Genomic DNA, 17,002 nt, shown 5'->3' with positions numbered 1-17,002 from the left:
CCTTTGACGTGCCGCCAGTCTAGGAATCCTGGGCGGCGCAAGGCACCGCCCGGGCCAGCAAAGCTGTTATGTGTTTTGTGTCAGAGAGCCGGTGATCTTGCTCGGGTGTCAGGCGGCGCCTGCGGGGCGCGGCAGCCAGCCGGCGATTTCCGCGACGACCTGCGCGGGTTTTTCGCGGTGCGGCACATGGCCGCAGGCCTGCAGGATGACCGGCCGGCCGCCGGCGAGTTCGGCGATGCGCCGCGGGTGCGCCAGCGACCCGTATTCGTCCTGGTCGCCATGCAGCGCCAGGACCGGGCAGCGCACCTGGCGCAGGTAGCCGTCCAGGTTCCAGTCGGCAAAGCCCGGCGACAGCCAGGTGTCTATCCACGCGCTGAGCACCCAGGCGGCTTTTTCGCCGTGGTACTTCTTCAGGCGGTCGAGCTGGCCCGGCTGCGCGAAGTCTTCCCTGGCCTGCCGGATGCCCGCAAGCGTGTGTTCTTCGGCGTACATCTGCGCCGATTCGGTGATCAGGGCCGCGCAGGCCTGGCCATCGGCCACGGCGCTGGCCAGCGCCATGCCGCCTCCGACGCTGTGGCCAAACGCCGCGTAGCGTTGCAGGCCCAGGGCTTCGCGCACGGCGCGGAAACCCTGGCGGGCTTCCTGTTCGACGAAATCCAGCCCCAGCCTGCCGGGATGCGGATCCGAACGGCCGAATCCCAGGCGGTCGTAGGCAATGACCTCGCGGCCGGCGGCCATGGCCAGCTGCTGCGGAAAATCGCGCCACAGCTCGACGCATCCCAGTGAATCGTGGAACAGCACCAGGGGCGGCTGCCCATCGGCTGTGTCCGGCGTCCAGCGCCGGGCAAACAGCCGGCCGTCGCCGGCGTCGATGAAAGTATCCTGGGTCGTTACGGTTGGCATGCGTCGTTCTCACAAGAACAGGTGGCACAGCATTGCTGCAGAAGCAATGCCGATCATAACCAGTCCGCCTTGCGGTGTAACTTTTATATAATAATTTTGAAGGTTACCGATAAACCGCCCGGGACATCTGCCATGCACGCCAGCCATCCACCCGAATTCCGCCAATTGGGCGACCACGCCGCGCTGGACATGATCAACACCATCGAGCAAAGCGAGTCCGGCCCGGTGGATCGCTGGCAGTCCGATGCCGATGTGCAGGCCTGGCTGGAGCTGTCCGGGCTGGCGCCGGCGCGGCGCGGCGCGCCCAGGGGGCTGCTGGACGGCGCGCGCGACTTGCGCGAGACCGTGCGCGCGCTGGTGGCGCAGCGCAAGGCGGGCCAGCCCCTGAGGCTGGCCGCGTTGAACCGCGCGCTGGCGGCCGGCGGCAGCCACCTGGAACTGGCCGAGGCCGAGGCCGGCCAGCCGGTGCTGGCGCGCCGCTATGCGGCGGCCACTGCCGCGCAGTGGCTCTTGCCCGCGGCCGAAGCGGCGGCCGAACTGCTGGCCCACGGCGATTTCAGCCTGGTGCGCAAATGCGAAAGCGACAGCTGCTCGCTGTGGTTCTACGACCGCACCCGTTCTCACCGGCGGCGCTGGTGCAGCATGGCCTTGTGCGGCAACCGCCACAAAGTGGCGGCATTCCGGCAGCGCGGCTCGGCCGGCGAACCCGCTTAAGATCAAAAAACCCGCGCCGGCGTTCAGCGGCCGGCCAGCTCCGCGCGCCGTTCGATGATGCGCGAGACCAGGCCATAGGCAAGCGCTTCGCCGGCGGGCATCCACAGGTCGCGCTCGATATCCTGGCGCACCCGCTCTATGGGCTGGCCGGTTTCGCGCGCGATGACCTGGGCGATGCGTTCGCGCGCCCTGATGATCTCTTTGGCGTGGATCGCCATGTCGCTGGCGGGGCCGCCGGCTCCGCCGCTGGGCTGGTGGATCAGGAAGCGCGTCTGGGGCAGGCAGAAGCGGCGTTCGCGCGGCGCGCCCAGATAAAGGTGGGTAGCGGCGCTGCCCACCCAGCCCGTGCCGATCATGTTGACCGGCGCCGAGATGAAGCGCACCACGTCGTGGATGGCGTCGCCCGATTCCAGGTGGCCGCCCGGAGAAGAAACGATCATGTCGATGGGCGCGCCGGATTCGGCGTCAAGCGCCAGCAGGCGGCGCACCGTTTCGGACGCCACGGCTTCGTTGACGGTGCCGAATACCAGCACCGTGCGGGCGCGGAAGGCTTTTTCTTCAAGAAAGGCGCTGTTCTGTCCTGCGGCGGGCGAGGGGGGCGCATCGGCGTGATTCACCATCATCTTGGCAAACTCCTTTGTGTTAAGTTCACCGGATAGACGAACGAGCCGCCATTTCCGTGACATCCCCCATCGATCTCCACCCGCTGGCCGGCGACGCCGCACTGCGCAGGCGCCTGATGGCGCTGGCCCGGCAGTGGCTGGCCCACGCAAGCGAGGCCGAGGACGTGGTGCAGGACACCTACGTGCGCACGGCGGACGGCGCCATGCCTGCCGCGGCCGCCAGCCGCGAGGCGTGGCTGGTGACGGTGCTGCGCCACCTGTGCATCGATGCCTGGCGGCGCCAGGGCCGCTATGCGTCCGTGCTGGAACAGGCCGCGCAAGACCACGGACACGATCTCGATGACGACCCGCCTCAGCGCCTGGCCGGGCAGGGGCAACGGGTCGGGCAGGCCCTGCGGCTGCTGGTCGGCGCGCTGCCGCCCGGCGACGTGGCGGCCGTGCTGCTGTACGAGGTTTTCGGGTACAGCCATGCCGAACTCGGCGCGCTGGCGGGCCGCAGCGAAGCGGCGTCGCGCCAGCGGCTGCATCGGCTGTTGCAGCGCCTGCGCGGCGCCGGCCCGGCGCCGATAGCCGATGACGAAGACCAGGCCTGCCTGTTCGCGTTGTGCCGGCAGGCGCTGGCGCAGCGTGACCCCGCCCTATTGGTTGCCGTGCTGCGCGCCGCCAGGCCGCAGGCGATGCTGGCGCGCTGGCAGGCCCCGCATGGCGGCCCCGACAGCGCCGCGGGGCCGTCGTCGCGTACGCGGCTGATCCAGTGCGGCAACCAGCTGGCCCTGCTGATCGTCACCGAAGACGGCGCCATTGCCTGGCTGCCCTTGGGCGACGCCGTCACCGGGCCGCGCGATGAAGCACTGGCAACATGACGCGGCTGGCCGCCGCGCCAAGCGGCGCAGCGCATGCGCTTGAATCCCGCCCGGCGATGCCGGGCTTTTTTTCGTGGAGTGGTAACCGTTAAAAATACAGTTGACAGGTTACTAAAAATCCGTAGACTGGGCCCTGAAGCTTCGATGGCTTGCGTATTCCTGTCCTTCATTCACCCAGCCGGGGCCCGCCATGACCGATCACGCCGATACCCTTGTCCACTGCCGCCACGCCCATGCCGACGGGCTGCGCTTCTTCTACCGCGAGGCGGGCGATCCGCATGCGCCGGTGCTGTTGCTGCTGCACGGTTTTCCGAGTTCGTCGCACCAGTTCCGCAACCTGATTCCGCAGCTGGCCCGCAAGTTCCGCGTCATTGCGCCCGACCTGCCGGGCTTCGGTTTTACCGAAGTGCCCGCCGAGCGCGGCTATCGCTATACGTTCGACAATCTGGCCCGGTCGCTGCAAGCGCTGGTCGATGAGCTCGGCCTGGCCCGCTACGCGCTGTTCTTTTTCGACTACGGCGCGCCCACCGGCCTGCGCCTGGCCCTGGCCCACCCCGAGCGGGTCACCGGCCTGGTGTCGCAGAGCGGCAATGCCTATCTTGAAGGCCTGGGCGATTCCTGGGCGCCGATACGCGCCTACTGGAACGACCCCACGCCGGCCAACCGGCAGGCCATTCACGACGCCATCCTGAATTTCGAGGGCACCCGATGGCAGTACGTGCATGGGGTGGCCGACCCGGACAGCATCGCGCCCGAAAGCTACACACTGGACGCGGCCCTGCTGGAACGCCCGGGCAACAAGGAAATCCAGCTCGACCTGTTCCTGGACTACGCCAACAACCTGAAGCTGTACCCGGCCTTCCAGGCGTTCTTCCGGCAGGCCAGGCTGCCCACCCTGGCCGTCTGGGGGCGCAATGATCCTTTCTTCATCCCGCCCGGCGCCGAAGCCTACCGGCGCGACAACCCCGATGCCGTGGTCGAACTGCTGGATACCGGCCATTTCGCGCTGGAAACACATGGCCAGTACATCGGCCAGCGCATCATCGAGGTGCTGGGCGCCGGATAGGCGGTTGCCTCAGTCCGGGATAGTGGGCTCGACCAGCTTGGCCAGCTGCATCAGCGATTCCTGCCAGCCCAGGTAGCACATTTCCACGGGAATGACCGGGGGCACGCCTTCCTGCACGATGTCCACGTCCGTGCCGCACGATACCTGCCGCAGCGAAATCGTGGTCTGCATCTGGCCGGGCAGGTTCGGGTCGTCGAACCGGTCCGTATAGCTGATCTTTTCGTGCGGCGACAATTCCAGGTATTCGCCGCCGAAAGAATGGCTGTGGCCGGTGCCGAAGTTGCGGAACGACATTTTGAAGGTGCCGCCCACCTTCGGGTCCATGTGGTGCACCTGGCAGGTGAATCCGTACGGCGGCAGCCATTTGGCGATGGCGTCGGGTTCGAGAAAGGCCCGGTAGATGCGTTCGGGGTCGGCGCGCAGGACGCGGTGGAGCTTGACGGTTCCGGTAGTCATGGTGCGTTTGCCTGTCAAAGTGGTGGATGTATACCTGCGACGATCCGGACACACGCATATCGACAAGGTCGACACTAGGGAAAACCCTTATTTGGCCGCGGCGGGCCCGTGGCGGGCGGTGTCCTGCAGGTATTGCAGCACGGCCTGCTGGCTGCCGGCGAACACGATGCGCTGTGATTTGCGCTGGCGCTGGTAGGCGTACATGGGATCGTAATACTGCGTCAGCAGGGTTGCTATCCAGGCGCGGTGCGGATCGACGCGGCCGCTGCGTCGCTGCTCGGCCAGGGCCGAGTCCATGATGCCCGCCAGCTGCCCGTGGCGCTCGCCGCCCAGGCGCCGGGCGATGTTGTCCAGGCTCTGGCGCAGGCGTTCGGCGAACCGGTCGAAACCGTGTTCCCGGCCGTGGAAGTCGACGAACTCGGCGCACAGGTCGATGACATAGTCGCGCAGGATGCGCTCGACCCGGTTGTCCAGGCTGTCTTCCAGCCAGACCACGGGGTAGCTCTGCATGCCCCGGTACAGGCCGACCGGCAGGCTGCAGCAGCCGATGGCCTGGCCCTCGTCTTCCAGCACGAACCTGTCGTGTCCGGCGGCGCGCTTTTTCAGGATGTCGATGGCCAGGCGGTTGTCGAAATCGATCTGCATCGGCTGGCCGGTGACATGCTTGCCGAAACTGGAACCGCGGTGATGGGCGTGGTGTTCCAGGTCGAGGCTGTTGCCCAGCTGCCGCAGCAGGTCGGTTTTGCCGGTACCGGTCATGCCGCCCAGCACCACGAAACCGCATTGCGCGATGGCGTCTTCGATGGTTTGCAGCAGGAAGCCGCGCATGGCCTTGTAGCCGCCGATGACGCGCGGATACGCGATGCCGGCTTCGTCTTTCAGCCACGCCTGGCTGATCTGCGAGCGCAGGCCGCCGCGAAAGCAGTACAGGTAGCCGTCGGGGTGGGCGCGGGCGAACTCGGCCCACGCCGCCACGCGCCGCGCCTTGATGGGTCCGCTGACCAGCTTGTGGCCCAGGGCGATGGCCGCGTCCTGGCCGCGCTGCTTGTAGCACAGGCCCACTTGCTGCCGCTCGGCGTCGTCCATCAGCGGCAGGTTGACCGCGCCGGGAAAGGCGCCCTTGCCGAACTCGACGGGCGCGCGCGTGTCCAGCATCGGCACATCGCGCAGGAAGAGTTCGCGGTAATTGCTGGTGTCGGCGCGCATCAGGCCACTTCGACCGCGTAGTACTGCTGCGCGACCAGTTCGCCGATGGGGGCCAGCTTCAGGCCCGATTCGGCGGCGGCCGCCAGGAACTCGGCTTCGCCTTCGGGCGCCACCGCCACCAGCAGGCCGCCGCTGGTCTGCGGGTCGCACAGCAGGTTGATCTGCTGCTGGCTCAGCGGGGCGATGCGCTGGCCGTAGCTGTCGAAGTTGCGGGCGGTGCCGCCCGGCACGCAGCCTTCGGCCAGGTAATGGTCGATGCCCGGCAGGCGCGGCACCTGGTCGAACGCGATGCGGGCGCTGACGCCGCTGCCGTCGGCCATTTCCACCAGGTGGCCCAGCAGGCCGAAGCCGGTGACGTCGGTCATGGCCTTGACGGCTGCCAGCTTGCCGAAGCGGCTGCCGGGCTGGTTCAGCGTGCACATCCAGTCGCGCGCCAGGTGGGTGTCTTCGGCGCGCAGCCTGGATTTTTTCTCGGCGGTGGTCAGGATGCCGATGCCCAGCGGCTTGGTCAGGTACAGCTTGCAGCCGGCCGTGGCGGTGTCGTTGCGCTTGAGGCCGGCCTTGTCCACCACCCCGGTGACCGCCAGCCCGAAGATGGGTTCGGGCGCGTCGATGGAGTGCCCGCCCGCCAGGGGGATGCCGGCGGCGTCGCAGGCCGCGCGGCCGCCGCGCACCACTTCGCGCGCCACTTCGGGCGGCAGCACATTGACGGGCCAGCCCAGGATGGCGATGGCCATCAGCGGGTCGCCGCCCATGGCGTAGATGTCGCTGATGGCGTTGGTGGCGGCGATGCGGCCGAAGTCGAAGGGATCGTCGACGATCGGCATGAAGAAGTCGGTGGTGGAAACCACGCCGCGCGCGTCGTCCAGCGCGTAGACGGCGGCGTCGTCGCGCGAGGCGTTGCCCACCCAGAGCCGGGGGTCGAGGTTTTGCGCCCCGCTGCCGGCCAGGATGACATCCAGCACTTTGGGGGAAATCTTGCAGCCGCACCCGGCTCCGTGGCTGTACTGGGTAAGGCGGACCGGGGTGTCCATGGAACGTTCCGTAGTAATAAATAGAAATAGCGTGACGGCCATGATTTTAAAGCAGCGGCCCGTAGTAATCTTGCGCATTCCCGAAAACCCCGCAGGGCCGCAGAATGAAAAAGACCGATCTCGAAAAAAACAAAGCCCTGAAACTGATGGGCAAGCTGAACGCCGCCCAGGCTCCCAGCCGCTATGGCGCCGCCGCGGCCGCCGTGCCCGACCGCCGCGAGCAGCGCCGCCTGGACCAGGCCGCCGGCCTGGTGCCTTTCCCGGTCAAGCTGCGCCAGCCGCTGGTCGACGCCTTGCGCGCCAGGGCGGATGCCGATGGCGTGGCCGTCAATGATCTGGTCAATGCTTTGCTGGAAGACGCGCTGAAGGGCCGGGGCTGAAGGCCATGCACATCTGGGTGGACGCCGACGCCTGCCCCGCCGTGATCAAGGACATCTTGTTTCGCGCGGCGCAGCGCTGGCAGCGGCCGCTGACCCTGGTGGCCAACCAGATGCTGCGCACGCCGCCATCGACCGTGATCCGCGCCGTCCAGGTGCCGCGCGGGTTCGACGTGGCCGACGCCTATATCGTCGAGCACGCCGGGCCCGGCGACCTGGTGATTACCGGCGACATACCCCTGGCGGCCCAGGTGCTGGAAAAACAGGCCCTGGTGCTGAGCCCGCGCGGCGAACGTTACAGCGCCGATACCATCCGCGAACGCCTGTCGATGCGCGACATGATGGAAGAACTGCGCAGCGCCGGCATCGATACCGGCGGCCCGGCCGCGTTCAGCCAGGCCGACCGGCGCGCCTTCGCCAATGCGCTGGACCGCCTGATGCTACGGGCATCCAGCCAGGGCTAGCCCGCCGGCGCCCATAGCCGTGCGGTTGCAGCGCCGCGATCACCAGGCAATGCGGGCCCGCGGCGCGGGGCGACGCCCACCTTATGCGTTGTCCGCATAAGCAACAAGAAAACAATTCCTTCCGTTTCCGGCGGCGCGTGCTGCACCATGAATTAAGGCCATGCACACTGGCCGATGCCGAAACAGGAGAAATGAAGATGAAGAAAACAAGCTGGCTGGCCGCCTTGCTGGCGGCCGCGTTCACTGCCGCGCTGCCGGTTTCCGCCGCGCTGGCGCAATCGGGCAAAGAACTGCTGAACGTGTCTTATGACCCGACGCGCGAGCTGTACCGCGCCGTGAACGAGAAGTTCATCGCGGCGTACAAGAAAGAAACCGGCACTGGCCTGACGATCCGCCAGTCGCACGGCGGCTCTGGAAAGCAGGCCCGCTCGGTGATCGACGGGCTGGATGCCGATGTCGTGACCCTGGCGCTGGCCTACGACATCGATGCCATCGCCGACCGCGGCCTGATCGCCAAAGACTGGCAGGCGCGCCTGCCGGACAACAGCTCGCCGTACACCTCGACCATTGTGTTCCTGGTGCGCAAGGGCAATCCCAAGCAGATCAAGGACTGGGACGACCTGCTGAAAGACGGCGTCGAGGTGATCACGCCGAATCCCAAGACGTCCGGCGGGGCGCGCTGGAATTACCTGGCCGCCTGGGCCTACGAGCTGGACCGCACCGGCGGCGACGCGGCCAAGGCGAAGGAATTCGTGCGCAAGCTGTACCAGCATGTGCCGGTGCTGGATACCGGCGCGCGCGGCTCGACCACGACCTTCGTCGAGCGCGGGCAGGGCGATGTACTGCTGGCCTGGGAAAACGAGGCCTTTCTGGCGTTGAATGAACTGGGGCCCGACAAGTTCGATATCGTCGTGCCGTCGCTATCCATTCTGGCCGAGCCGCCGGTCGCCATTGTGGACCGCAACGTCGACAGGAAGGGCACGCGCAAGGTCGCCGAGGCCTATCTGAAATTCCTGTATACGCCCGAAGCGCAGGAGATCATTGCGCAGAACTACTATCGCCCCATCAACAAGGACGTGGCGGCCAAGTACCGCGACAAGTTCCCCGACCTGAAGCTGGTCAAGCTGGGCGATGTGTTCGGCACCTGGCGCGAGGCCCAGAAGGCGCATTTCAGCGACGGCGGCACCTTCGACCAGATCTTCCTGCCCAAATAGGCGCGTTCACCACGCGCAGGCAGGCAGCAACGCGGCGCGCCCGCCGTCAGGACGCGTCGCGCTGGCGCGCCTCGCCTTCCCAGAACACCACGCGCTGGTGCAGCCGGCGCATCAGCAGCGAGCCGGTCAGGCCGATGGCCGCCAGCAGGAATACCCCCGCGAACATGGTGGCCAGGCTCATGCTGACCGAGGCCGAGGCGATCAGGTAGCCCAGCCCCCGCTGCGCCGACAGGAACTCGCCCACCACCGCGCCGATCAGGGCCAGCGACACGCCGATCTGCAGCCCCGAGAAAATGTCGCCGGCGGCCGCGGGAATCTTCACGTGCAGCAGCAGGTACAGCCGGCTGGCCGAGTAGGCGCGGCAGGCGTCCAGCAGTTCGGGGTCGGCGCGCTTGATGCCGTTGACGGTGTTGACGAACAGGGGAAAGAAGCACACCAGCGCCACCAGCACGACTTTCGAGCTCATGCCGAATCCGAACCACACCAGGATGATGGGGCCCAGCGCCACTTTGGGCATGGCCTGCAGGCCGATGAAAATCGGATAGCAGAACCGCTCGAAGGTGCGCGACTCGGCCAGCAGCGCGCCGAACAGCACGGCCAGGCCGCAGCCCAGCACGTAGCCGTACAGCGCTTCGGCCAGCGTGGCGCCGATGTGCGGCCACAGCGCGCCGCTGGCGAAACCCTGCAGCAGCGCCTGGAACACCGCCGCGGGCGCCGGCAGCAGGTAATCGGGAATGGCGAACGCGCGGATGGCCAGGTCCCAGGCCAGCACCAGCACGGCCAGGCTGAGCAGGGGATATACCGGGGCGGGCAGGCGCGGCCGGCGCGCGGCCGATGGGGGGCGGGTTTCAGGCATGCAGGAAGTGCTGCCGCAGATGCTGGCAGGCCTCGTTGAAATCGGGTTGGCCCAACGTTTCCGGCGTGCGCGGGCGCGCCAGGGCGGGGCGGAAGTCTTCGACAATGCGGCCGGGGCGCGGCGACAGCACGATGATGCGGTCGGCCAGGAACACGGCCTCGGGAATGCTGTGCGTAATGAACAGCACCGATTTGCGCGACTGGCTCCAGATGCGCTGCAGTTCCAGGGTCAGCGATTCGCGCGTCAGGGCGTCCAGCGCGGCGAAGGGCTCGTCCATCAGCAGCAGGTCGGGGTCCGACATCAGCATGCGGGCAATGCCCACGCGCTGCTGCATGCCGCCCGACAGTTCGTGCGGATAGTTGTCGGCAAAGCCGTCCAGCCCCACCAGCCGCAGCAGCTCGCGCATGCGCGCGGGGGCGGTGTCGGCGGGCAGGCCCAGCGTGCGCACCGGCAGCAGGATGTTCTGCGCCACGGTTTTCCAGGGCAGCAGGTTGGGCTTCTGGAACACCACGCCGGCGTGCCGGCTGGGGCCGGCAATGTTGTGCCCGCCCAGCCGCACCTGGCCCGCACTGGGGCCGATCAGGCCCGAGGCCAGCTTGACCAGGGTGGATTTGCCGCAGCCCGACGGGCCCAGCACGGCCACGAATTCGCCCGCGCGCACTTCCAGGTCGATGGGGCCCAGGGCGTCGATGTCGCCGCGCCGGCTGGGGTAGACCAGCCGCACGGCCTGCAGGTGCAGGTCTAAACCGGGTGAGGAGCCTGCGTGCTCCGCACTCCGGTATTCGCCCTTGGGGCGGCCCGGCGGGCTCATGCCGCCGCCTCGCGCAGAAAGCGCTGCACGGCGGTCCACGAGGCCTGGTTGGCGCGGGCATTGGCGCCGGCGCTGCCGCCGCCGCTGAGCACCAGCCCGGCCACCGGGTGCGGCTTGGCGATCAGGGTCGTGGGCACGTTGGGCAGGCCGATGGCGTGGCCGGCGTCCTGGCAGCGCACGTGCTCGACCGCCCAGGCATGCCCGTGCGCGTGCAGCGTGGCGGCCACCTGCTCGGCGTAGTACGTGGACGGCCAGAAGCCGTCGTCGGTGCCCGACACCAGCATCACGGGGCCGGCGATGCGCTCGACCGGGATGCGCGCGGCCGCGACGCTGGGCGCGTGCGCCAGCGGGGTATGGAAGGCCGGCTCCTGGCGCACGGGCGAGCCGTCGGCCGGCGCCTGCCGGAAGGCGGTCCAGTCGGCGCGCGGGTTGCCCTGCCAGACGTTGGGCAGCGGCTGGCCCCGCCAGGTCCAGACCGGCGCGTCCGGCGGCTGGCCGGGGCCGCCGGCCCGCAGCGTGCCGTGCACCACCGAACTGGGCACGTACGCGATGACCGCGTCCACCAGTTCGGGAAAGCGCGCGCCCAGCAGCAGCGCAAGCTCGCCGCCGCGCGACTGGCCGGTGACCGCGACGAAGCCGCGGCGCGGCGCATGGACGCGGCGCAGCCACTGCAGGGCATGTTCGAAGTATTCCAGCGGGGTATCAGAGATATGGTCGGGCCGGCCCGGCGCCTTGAAGTAGCCCAGCGCCAGCGCCAGGTAGCCGTGCGCGGCGTACAGCGCGGCGCGTTGCCGGGGAATGCCGCCGCCCGAGCCGTTGAACACCATGATGGCGGGGTGCGGGCCGGGCGTGGCAGGCGTGTACAGCGTGCCCACGACCTCGCCGGCCAGCTCGGTGCGCCGGACCCCGGCGCCCTCGTAGCGCTGCACGAACGCGCCTTGCAGCCGCAGCGTGCCGCAGGCCACCTCGACCGAGATTTCCAGCGGCGCGGTCTCGTCGCCGAGCTCGGGCGCATCGGGCGGCGTTTCGCGGCGCATCGACCATACGGCGGCCATGGCGTCGGCCGCGCTCCAGTCGCCGCCGATGGGGGCGTGGGCATCCAGGTCCAGCACGCCGTCCGGGCCCACCGTGAATTCGGCCTGGCTGCGCCAGCGGCTGCCGTCGGGATGCCGCAGCGTGGCGGCCACCTGCGCCGGGCCGGGCGGCAGGCCGCGCGCGACGATGCGGCGCGGCACGTCCAGCAGGCCGTCCGCGGGCGTGATCTGCAGGCTGGCGTCCGGCGCGCTCATTGCTGTTCCCTGGCCTGGGCGCGCACCGCCTGCGCGTCGAAATCGTTGATCTGGCCGATCAGGTCGTTAGAGAAAATGCGCTCCACCGGCACATCCGCCGAGGGATATTCGCCCGCCTTGTGCATGGCTTCGATGCCGGCGCGGATCGCCGCCAGGTTGTACTGGCCGGGCACGCGCGCCGTGCCGTCGGGTTTGTGCAGCACGCGTTCCAGGCGGCGCGACAGCAGGGTGGTGGCCTTTTCGAGTTCGGCCGCCTGGTCGCCGGCCGGCCGGGCTTCCGGATGGGCGCGCCAGTAGGCTTGCACGCAGAAGCGCGGGTTGGCTTCGCAGGCGATCTGGCCCTTGGTGTAGGCCCGGGCGAAGCGGACCAGCAGGTCGGGATGGTCGCGGTAGGTGTCCTGGTGCGTGATGAACCCGTTGCCGGCGGTTTCATTGAACACCGGGGGATAGGCTACGCGCCGGATCTTGGTGCCCGACATTTCCAGCATGTCGTTCCAGCTGCTGTTGAAGTTCAGCGCGTCGACCTGGCCGGTGCGCAGGGCCTGGAAGCCGGCCGCCAGCGCGCCGACGGCCACGAATTCGACATTCTTGCCGGGTTCCAGCCCGGCCGTGCGCAATGCCGCGCGGCCGCCGGGTATGGTGCCCCAGGTCAGCGCGCCCACGCCGATCTTCTTGCCCTTCAGGTCGGCCAGCGACTTGACGGGGCCGTCGGCCAGCACGGCGAATTCCATGGTGTTGGCCGGCACGCCGTTATAGAAATAGCGCAGCGGCAGCGGGTCTTTGCTGTTGAAATAGCTGGAGATGACCGGCTCGGACGTGGGATAGCCGAAGGTGACGCGCTTGCTGGCCACCTGCGGCAGCAGCGCGCCCGCGCCCTGGAACACGATGGTCTTGACGTTGAGGTCTTCCTGCTTGAAATAGCCTAGTTCCTCGGCGGCGGCATACGGCGCGCCGTCGTGCACGGCCGGCGGAATGGCCAGGGCCACGGTGACGTCGTCGGTGGCGTGGGCGCCGGCCGCGGCCGCGCCGAATGCGACGCACCAGGCGGCGCGCGCCAGATTACGAATGTTCATGAGAGGCTCCTGTGTGGGACAAGGCCGCGTCGCCGGGGGCGGCGCGGCCGGTATGCTCGGCCGCCGTGCGCAGCAGGCGCGTGCGGTCGATCTTGTTGGTGCTGGCCAGGGGCAGCGCGGGCACGAACCAGACATGGCGTGGATGCTGGTAGGCCGGGGCGTGCGCCAGCGCGAACTGCTTGATGGCGGCCTCGTCGGCGGCGGCGCCGGCGCGCAGCACCACGAAGGCCACCGGCTTGGCGCCCTTGATGTCGTCTTCGATGGGCACCACGCAGGCCTGCTGCACGGCGGGGTGGCGCTCGAGCATGCGTTCGACTTCGGCCGGGTAGATGTTTTCCCCGCCCGAAACGAACATGTCGTCGCGCCGCCCCACAAAGGTATAGAAGCCGTCGGCATCGCGGTGGAACACGTCGCCGGTGCGGTAATAGCCGTCGGGGGTGAACGGCGAGCCCAGGTCCGGGCGCTGGTGGTAGCCCTGCATCAGGCCGGGGCTCTTGAGTTCGAGCATGCCGGTGTCGGGCGTGTCCTGCGGGCCCTGGCTCAGGCGCACCCGCACGGCGGGGTGGGGCACGCCGACCGAGGTGGCCGGCGTGGGCAGGCCGCCGGGATGCGGGCCGAACACCACCGGCCCGCCTTCGGTGGTGCCGTAGGCGTTGATGACGCGCGCGTTGGGCAGCATGTCATGGATCTGCTGCCACAGGCTGGCGCTGACCGGCGCCGAGCCCATGCGGATGGCGCGCACCGACGACAGGTCGGTGCCGGCCAGCAGCGCGTGCTCGCGCAGCATCATGGCGATCATGGGCGGCACCGCGGTCAGCCAGGTGGCGCGGTAGCGTTCGATGGCGCGGATGTAGGCGGGCGCCTTGAACTGCGGCAGCAGCACCGCGCTGGCGCCGCAGGCCAGCACCAGCAGCGACAGCGCCAGCGCGTTCATGTGATACAGCGGGGCGGCGATCAGGGTGCGTTCGCCGCCCAGCGGCGTGGCGGCCTGCCGCGTGCGCACGGTCCAGTACTGGCTGGCGTGCGTCAGGCGCACGCCCTTGGGCCGCCCGGTGGAGCCGGACGTGTACAGCATCAGCGCCAGGTCGCCGGCGGCCACAGCGGCCGGGGGCAGGCCGTCGTCTGGCGGCAGCGCGTCCCAGTCCGGGCCGTCCAGGTCCAGGGCGGCGGCGCCGGCCGGCACGGCGGCGGCGCGCGCGGCGTCGTGCAGCACCAGCCGCGCGCCGCTGTCCCGCAGCACATAGGCAATGGTCTCGGCCGGAAACTTGAAGTTCACCGGCACGGCGACCAGGCCGGCGCGCTGGATGCCCAGCAGCGCCGCCAGGTAGCGCGCCGAATTGGCCGCCAGGATGGCGACGCGGTCACCCGGCGCGTAGTGCCGCGCGCGCAGCGCCGCGGCCACCCGGCCGGCGGCGCCGCGCAATTGCGCGTACGTCCAGGTCCGGGCGTTTTCGCCGGCGTCCAGGGCGATCAGCGCGACCCGTTCGGGCGCGGCCTGCGCGGTGGCGTCGACGATGGCGCCCAGGTTTTCTGCAGACGAGGCCATGGCCGGCTCCGCCGCTTCAGGCGCGCGGCGTGGAATACACGCCGCGGCCGCTGGCCACCAGCTTGCCCTCGCTGTCGTAGACATGCGCTTCGGCGGTCGACACCTGCGAGCCGAACTTGATGACCTTGCCGCGCACGCGCAGGTCGCCCGGCAGCGCGGCGCGGTGGTAATCGACCCGCAGGTCGATGGTGGGCACGCCGCGGCCGGTCTGCGACACCAGGGCCCAATCGGCCGCCAGGTCGACCAGCGCGGCCAGGATGCCGCCGTGGGTGTAGCGCTTGTCGGGGTTGACCACCCATTCTTCGCGCCAGCGCGCGGTGAGTTCGATCTCGCCGGCGGCCACGGCCGTCACTTCCAGGCCCAGCCACTGGTGGTACGGGCCGCGCAGCAGGCGTTCCTGGATGGCGGCGGGGGTGGGCAGGGGGGCGTTTTCGCTCATGATGCTTGTCCGGTTCAGGGGTTGACGATGACTTTGCCCAGCACTTCGCGGTCGCGGATCAGGGCCAGGCCGTCGGCCGCCTGCTCCAGCGGCACGCTGCGGTCGATCAGGGGGGTGATGCGGCCCTCGGCCACCAGGTCGAGCAGGGCCTTCAGGTTGTCGTCGTAGAAGCTGTTCGAACCCTTGATGTTCAGTTCGAAGCTCCACACGTAGCGCAGGTCTTCGGCGGGGGCATGGCCCGCGGTCGCGCCGCACACCAGCAGCGTGCCGCCGCGCTTCAGGCATTTCAGCGACGGCACCCAGGTATCGCCGCCGGTGAAGTTGATCACCACGTCCACGCCGCCTTCGTAGTTGCGGCGCTGCGGCTTGCCGTACTGGCCGATGGCCCACTTCGAGAAATCGGTGTCGCGGTAATTGACCAGGTGGTCGGCGCCCAGCGCCTTCAGGCCTTCGAGCTTCGATGCGCTGCCCGCGCAGGCGATGACTTCGGCGCCCAGCAGCTTGGCCAGCACCACGCAGGCCGTGCCCACGCCGCCGCTGGCGCCCAGCACCAGCACCTTGTCGCCGGCCTTGACGGTGTTGTGCGTGACCAGCATGCGGTGCGCGGTGCCGTAGGCCACGGGCAGGGCGGCCGCCGCGTCGAAGCTGACGCCGTCGGGCAGGGCGATCAGCTGGTCTTGCGACACCAGGCAGTACTCGGCCATGCCGCCGTCGAGCATTTCGCCCATCAGGCCGCGCGATTTGTTCAGCGGGTTGACCAGCACGCGGTCGCCCACCTTCCAGCCGGCAACATCGGGGCCGACTTCGGTGATTTCGCCGGCCATGTCCAGGCCGATCACCACGGGCAGCGGCACCTTGATGCCGGGCATGCCCTGCACGGTGAAGACGTCGTGGTAGTTGAACGACGAGGCCCCGACGCGGATCACCACGTGGCCGGCGGCGGCGGCCGGCACGGGCTTGTCGGTAACGACCTGCAGGCGCTCCAGCCCGCCGTGTTCGGGTAGCACCAGGGCTTTCATGGTTTTGCTCATGACGGATTTCCTATGGAAGAAAGAGGTTCAGCGCAGCGACTTGGACTGCTCGTACGGGCCGGTGACGAACAGGGCGGGGTCGAGCTTGCCCTTGATCAGGCCGCTGGCGGCGAAGACTGCGTGCTCGCGTTCCAGCGTGGCGATGTCGGCGGGCTCGAAGTCCACGCGGTACATGTTTTTCCATTGCGCGGCGTAGGCGCGCGCGGCGGCCGCCGGCAGGTTGGCCGATTTCTGCAGGATCGCGGCCACTTCGCCGGGATGCGCGCCGCCCCACTCGACGGCGTCGCGCAGCGCGGCGATGACGCGCGCGACCACCTGCGGGTGCTGGGCGATGAAATCGCTGTGCACGGCGCCGATGCCGATATAGGGCACGGAGCTGCTCTTGGTCAGGCGCTGCCATTCCTGCGCGAACGAGCCCAGCGTATGCACCTTGAGCTGCTCGCCGAGCTGGGCCACGGTGACCGAGCGCAGGGCCGCGGCGTCCACCTGCTTCTGCGCCAGGAACTGCACCAGGCGCGATTCGTTGCCGCCCACCAGCGAGAAGTCGCCGGATTCGATGCCGTAGTTGCCCGCGAGCACCGCGCCGGCAATCACCGATACCGAGCTGCCGGCCGGCGACATGCCGACCTTCTTGCCGCGGAACTGGCTGATCGAGGTGATGGGCGAGCCCTTCGGCACCACGAACTGCACGTCGGCCGGCTGGGTGGCGGCGAACACCTTGATGGGCACGCCTTCGGTCACGCTGCTGAACACGCCGGCCGCGGGGGCGCCGAAGGCCAGGTCGATCGAGTCCGAGGCCAGGGCGCGCAGCGGCGCGTTCACATCCGGAAAGCGCACGAATTCGACATCGAGCCCGCGGTTCTTCAGGAAGTCAGTGGCTTCCAGCACCGAGCCATAGCCCAGGCTGACACCGCTGCTCCAGTAGCCGATGCGGACTTTGTCGGCGGCGCTGGCCGCCGGGCCGGTGAAAAACAGGGCAAGCGTGGCGGCGCCGGCGGCGGCCCGCAGCAATCGACTCAGGGACATGGGGGAACTCC

19 protein-coding genes are annotated in these 17,002 nt (G+C 69.0%); 6 read left to right on the top strand and 13 right to left on the bottom strand.

The genetic code is table 11. The features are described from left to right. Positions 1 to 108: 108 nt before the first annotated feature. Positions 109 to 903: an alpha/beta fold hydrolase gene (locus J2P76_RS15085; protein ID WP_207408502.1), complete on the bottom strand. Its 795-nt coding sequence runs from the start codon at positions 901 to 903 to the stop codon at positions 109 to 111. Between the two features lie 132 nt (positions 904 to 1,035). Here J2P76_RS15085 and J2P76_RS15080 point away from each other — a divergent pair, with 132 nt between their 5' ends. Continuing rightward, positions 1,036 to 1,617, top strand: coding sequence for a CGNR zinc finger domain-containing protein (locus J2P76_RS15080; protein WP_207408501.1), 582 nt, complete (start codon positions 1,036 to 1,038; stop codon positions 1,615 to 1,617). 23 nt (positions 1,618 to 1,640) lie between these two features. Here J2P76_RS15080 and J2P76_RS15075 read toward each other — a convergent pair whose 3' ends face one another. After that, on the bottom strand, positions 1,641 to 2,237 hold the full coding sequence (locus tag J2P76_RS15075; protein ID WP_207409221.1) for an ATP-dependent Clp protease proteolytic subunit: 597 nt from the start codon (positions 2,235 to 2,237) through the stop codon (positions 1,641 to 1,643). A gap of 59 nt (positions 2,238 to 2,296) precedes the next feature. Here J2P76_RS15075 and J2P76_RS15070 point away from each other — a divergent pair, with 59 nt between their 5' ends. Then, complete coding sequence (locus J2P76_RS15070; protein WP_347565323.1) at positions 2,297 to 3,103, top strand: RNA polymerase sigma factor; 807 nt, start codon at positions 2,297 to 2,299, stop codon at positions 3,101 to 3,103. Between the two features lie 190 nt (positions 3,104 to 3,293). Further along, positions 3,294 to 4,169 (top strand): alpha/beta fold hydrolase, encoded by an 876-nt coding sequence (locus J2P76_RS15065; protein WP_207408500.1) that lies wholly within the window; start codon positions 3,294 to 3,296, stop codon positions 4,167 to 4,169. Positions 4,170 to 4,178: 9 nt separating this feature from the next. Here the strand turns inward: J2P76_RS15065 and J2P76_RS15060 are convergent, their stop codons facing one another. The 3 genes from J2P76_RS15060 to selD all read right to left on the bottom strand — a co-directional run bounded on the left by J2P76_RS15060 (position 4,179) and on the right by selD (position 6,865). Beyond that, on the bottom strand, positions 4,179 to 4,625 hold the full coding sequence (locus J2P76_RS15060; protein WP_207408499.1) for an SRPBCC family protein: 447 nt from the start codon (positions 4,623 to 4,625) through the stop codon (positions 4,179 to 4,181). A gap of 87 nt (positions 4,626 to 4,712) precedes the next feature. Next, positions 4,713 to 5,831: a tRNA 2-selenouridine(34) synthase MnmH gene (gene mnmH, locus J2P76_RS15055; RefSeq protein WP_207408498.1), complete on the bottom strand. Its 1,119-nt coding sequence runs from the start codon at positions 5,829 to 5,831 to the stop codon at positions 4,713 to 4,715. Beyond that, positions 5,831 to 6,865, bottom strand: coding sequence for a selenide, water dikinase SelD (gene selD / locus J2P76_RS15050; RefSeq protein WP_207408497.1), 1,035 nt, complete (start codon positions 6,863 to 6,865; stop codon positions 5,831 to 5,833). The genes mnmH and selD overlap by 1 nt, the downstream gene beginning before the upstream one ends. Positions 6,866 to 6,969: 104 nt before the next feature. Here selD and J2P76_RS15045 point away from each other — a divergent pair, with 104 nt between their 5' ends. From J2P76_RS15045 to J2P76_RS15035, 3 genes are all read left to right on the top strand, one after another. Beyond that, on the top strand, positions 6,970 to 7,245 hold the full coding sequence (locus J2P76_RS15045) for a hypothetical protein (protein WP_207408496.1): 276 nt from the start codon (positions 6,970 to 6,972) through the stop codon (positions 7,243 to 7,245). Between the two features lie 5 nt (positions 7,246 to 7,250). Then, entirely contained in the window at positions 7,251 to 7,706 is a 456-nt protein-coding gene (locus J2P76_RS15040; protein ID WP_207408495.1) for a YaiI/YqxD family protein, read from the top strand. A 191-nt stretch (positions 7,707 to 7,897) separates the two neighbouring features. Then, the gene (locus J2P76_RS15035; protein WP_431603400.1) at positions 7,898 to 8,920 is read left to right on the top strand and encodes a sulfate ABC transporter substrate-binding protein; all 1,023 of its coding nucleotides are present in this window, start codon (positions 7,898 to 7,900) and stop codon (positions 8,918 to 8,920) included. 46 nt (positions 8,921 to 8,966) lie between these two features. Here the strand turns inward: J2P76_RS15035 and J2P76_RS15030 are convergent, their stop codons facing one another. The 8 genes from J2P76_RS15030 to J2P76_RS14995 are packed head-to-tail and all read right to left on the bottom strand — an operon-like array spanning position 8,967 to position 16,991. Further along, positions 8,967 to 9,776, bottom strand: coding sequence for an ABC transporter permease (locus J2P76_RS15030; protein WP_207408493.1), 810 nt, complete (start codon positions 9,774 to 9,776; stop codon positions 8,967 to 8,969). Next, positions 9,769 to 10,587, bottom strand: a complete 819-nt coding sequence (locus tag J2P76_RS15025; RefSeq protein WP_207408492.1) for an ABC transporter ATP-binding protein — start codon at positions 10,585 to 10,587, stop codon at positions 9,769 to 9,771. Before J2P76_RS15025 ends, J2P76_RS15030 begins: the two co-directional genes overlap by 8 nt. Next, complete coding sequence (locus J2P76_RS15020) at positions 10,584 to 11,876, bottom strand: acyl-CoA thioesterase/bile acid-CoA:amino acid N-acyltransferase family protein (RefSeq protein WP_207408491.1); 1,293 nt, start codon at positions 11,874 to 11,876, stop codon at positions 10,584 to 10,586. The genes J2P76_RS15025 and J2P76_RS15020 overlap by 4 nt, the downstream gene beginning before the upstream one ends. Next, positions 11,873 to 12,949: an ABC transporter substrate-binding protein gene (locus tag J2P76_RS15015; protein WP_207408490.1), complete on the bottom strand. Its 1,077-nt coding sequence runs from the start codon at positions 12,947 to 12,949 to the stop codon at positions 11,873 to 11,875. The genes J2P76_RS15020 and J2P76_RS15015 overlap by 4 nt, the downstream gene beginning before the upstream one ends. Further along, positions 12,936 to 14,495 (bottom strand): class I adenylate-forming enzyme family protein, encoded by a 1,560-nt coding sequence (locus tag J2P76_RS15010; RefSeq protein ID WP_207408489.1) that lies wholly within the window; start codon positions 14,493 to 14,495, stop codon positions 12,936 to 12,938. Before J2P76_RS15010 ends, J2P76_RS15015 begins: the two co-directional genes overlap by 14 nt. Before the next feature lie 16 nt (positions 14,496 to 14,511). Then, positions 14,512 to 14,934 carry a PaaI family thioesterase gene (locus J2P76_RS15005; protein ID WP_207408488.1) on the bottom strand — a complete coding sequence of 141 codons (423 nt, stop codon included), beginning with the start codon at positions 14,932 to 14,934 and terminating at the stop codon, positions 14,512 to 14,514. Positions 14,935 to 14,948: 14 nt separating this feature from the next. After that, positions 14,949 to 15,953 carry a zinc-binding dehydrogenase gene (locus tag J2P76_RS15000; protein WP_207409219.1) on the bottom strand — a complete coding sequence of 335 codons (1,005 nt, stop codon included), beginning with the start codon at positions 15,951 to 15,953 and terminating at the stop codon, positions 14,949 to 14,951. 39 nt (positions 15,954 to 15,992) lie between these two features. Then, on the bottom strand, positions 15,993 to 16,991 hold the full coding sequence (locus tag J2P76_RS14995; RefSeq protein WP_207408487.1) for an ABC transporter substrate-binding protein: 999 nt from the start codon (positions 16,989 to 16,991) through the stop codon (positions 15,993 to 15,995). Positions 16,992 to 17,002: the final 11 nt, after the last annotated feature.

The organism is Bordetella petrii (genome assembly GCF_017356245.1).
Taxonomy (GTDB): Bacteria; Pseudomonadota; Gammaproteobacteria; order Burkholderiales; family Burkholderiaceae_B; genus Bordetella_A; species Bordetella_A petrii_D.
Note: the sequence above shows the minus strand (reverse complement) of the source record. Positions and strands in the feature narration are given on the sequence as shown.

What these genes read in the sequence shown, in the direction of transcription:
- J2P76_RS15085 (WP_207408502.1), bottom strand. Translation starts at nt 903, where the DNA reads ATGCCAACCGTAACGACCCAGGATACTTTCATCGACGCCGGCGACGGC.
- J2P76_RS15080 (WP_207408501.1), top strand. Translation starts at nt 1,036, where the DNA reads ATGCACGCCAGCCATCCACCCGAATTCCGCCAATTGGGCGACCACGCC.
- J2P76_RS15075 (WP_207409221.1), bottom strand. Translation starts at nt 2,237, where the DNA reads ATGGTGAATCACGCCGATGCGCCCCCCTCGCCCGCCGCAGGACAGAAC.
- J2P76_RS15065 (WP_207408500.1), top strand. Translation starts at nt 3,294, where the DNA reads ATGACCGATCACGCCGATACCCTTGTCCACTGCCGCCACGCCCATGCC.
- J2P76_RS15060 (WP_207408499.1), bottom strand. Translation starts at nt 4,625, where the DNA reads ATGACTACCGGAACCGTCAAGCTCCACCGCGTCCTGCGCGCCGACCCC.
- mnmH (WP_207408498.1), bottom strand. Translation starts at nt 5,831, where the DNA reads ATGCGCGCCGACACCAGCAATTACCGCGAACTCTTCCTGCGCGATGTG.
- selD (WP_207408497.1), bottom strand. Translation starts at nt 6,865, where the DNA reads ATGGACACCCCGGTCCGCCTTACCCAGTACAGCCACGGAGCCGGGTGC.
- J2P76_RS15045 (WP_207408496.1), top strand. Translation starts at nt 6,970, where the DNA reads ATGAAAAAGACCGATCTCGAAAAAAACAAAGCCCTGAAACTGATGGGC.
- J2P76_RS15040 (WP_207408495.1), top strand. Translation starts at nt 7,251, where the DNA reads ATGCACATCTGGGTGGACGCCGACGCCTGCCCCGCCGTGATCAAGGAC.
- J2P76_RS15035 (WP_431603400.1), top strand. Translation starts at nt 7,898, where the DNA reads ATGAAGATGAAGAAAACAAGCTGGCTGGCCGCCTTGCTGGCGGCCGCG.
- J2P76_RS15030 (WP_207408493.1), bottom strand. Translation starts at nt 9,776, where the DNA reads ATGCCTGAAACCCGCCCCCCATCGGCCGCGCGCCGGCCGCGCCTGCCC.
- J2P76_RS15025 (WP_207408492.1), bottom strand. Translation starts at nt 10,587, where the DNA reads ATGAGCCCGCCGGGCCGCCCCAAGGGCGAATACCGGAGTGCGGAGCAC.
- J2P76_RS15020 (WP_207408491.1), bottom strand. Translation starts at nt 11,876, where the DNA reads ATGAGCGCGCCGGACGCCAGCCTGCAGATCACGCCCGCGGACGGCCTG.
- J2P76_RS15015 (WP_207408490.1), bottom strand. Translation starts at nt 12,949, where the DNA reads ATGAACATTCGTAATCTGGCGCGCGCCGCCTGGTGCGTCGCATTCGGC.
- J2P76_RS15010 (WP_207408489.1), bottom strand. Translation starts at nt 14,495, where the DNA reads ATGGCCTCGTCTGCAGAAAACCTGGGCGCCATCGTCGACGCCACCGCG.
- J2P76_RS15005 (WP_207408488.1), bottom strand. Translation starts at nt 14,934, where the DNA reads ATGAGCGAAAACGCCCCCCTGCCCACCCCCGCCGCCATCCAGGAACGC.
- J2P76_RS15000 (WP_207409219.1), bottom strand. Translation starts at nt 15,953, where the DNA reads ATGAAAGCCCTGGTGCTACCCGAACACGGCGGGCTGGAGCGCCTGCAG.
- J2P76_RS14995 (WP_207408487.1), bottom strand. Translation starts at nt 16,991, where the DNA reads ATGTCCCTGAGTCGATTGCTGCGGGCCGCCGCCGGCGCCGCCACGCTT.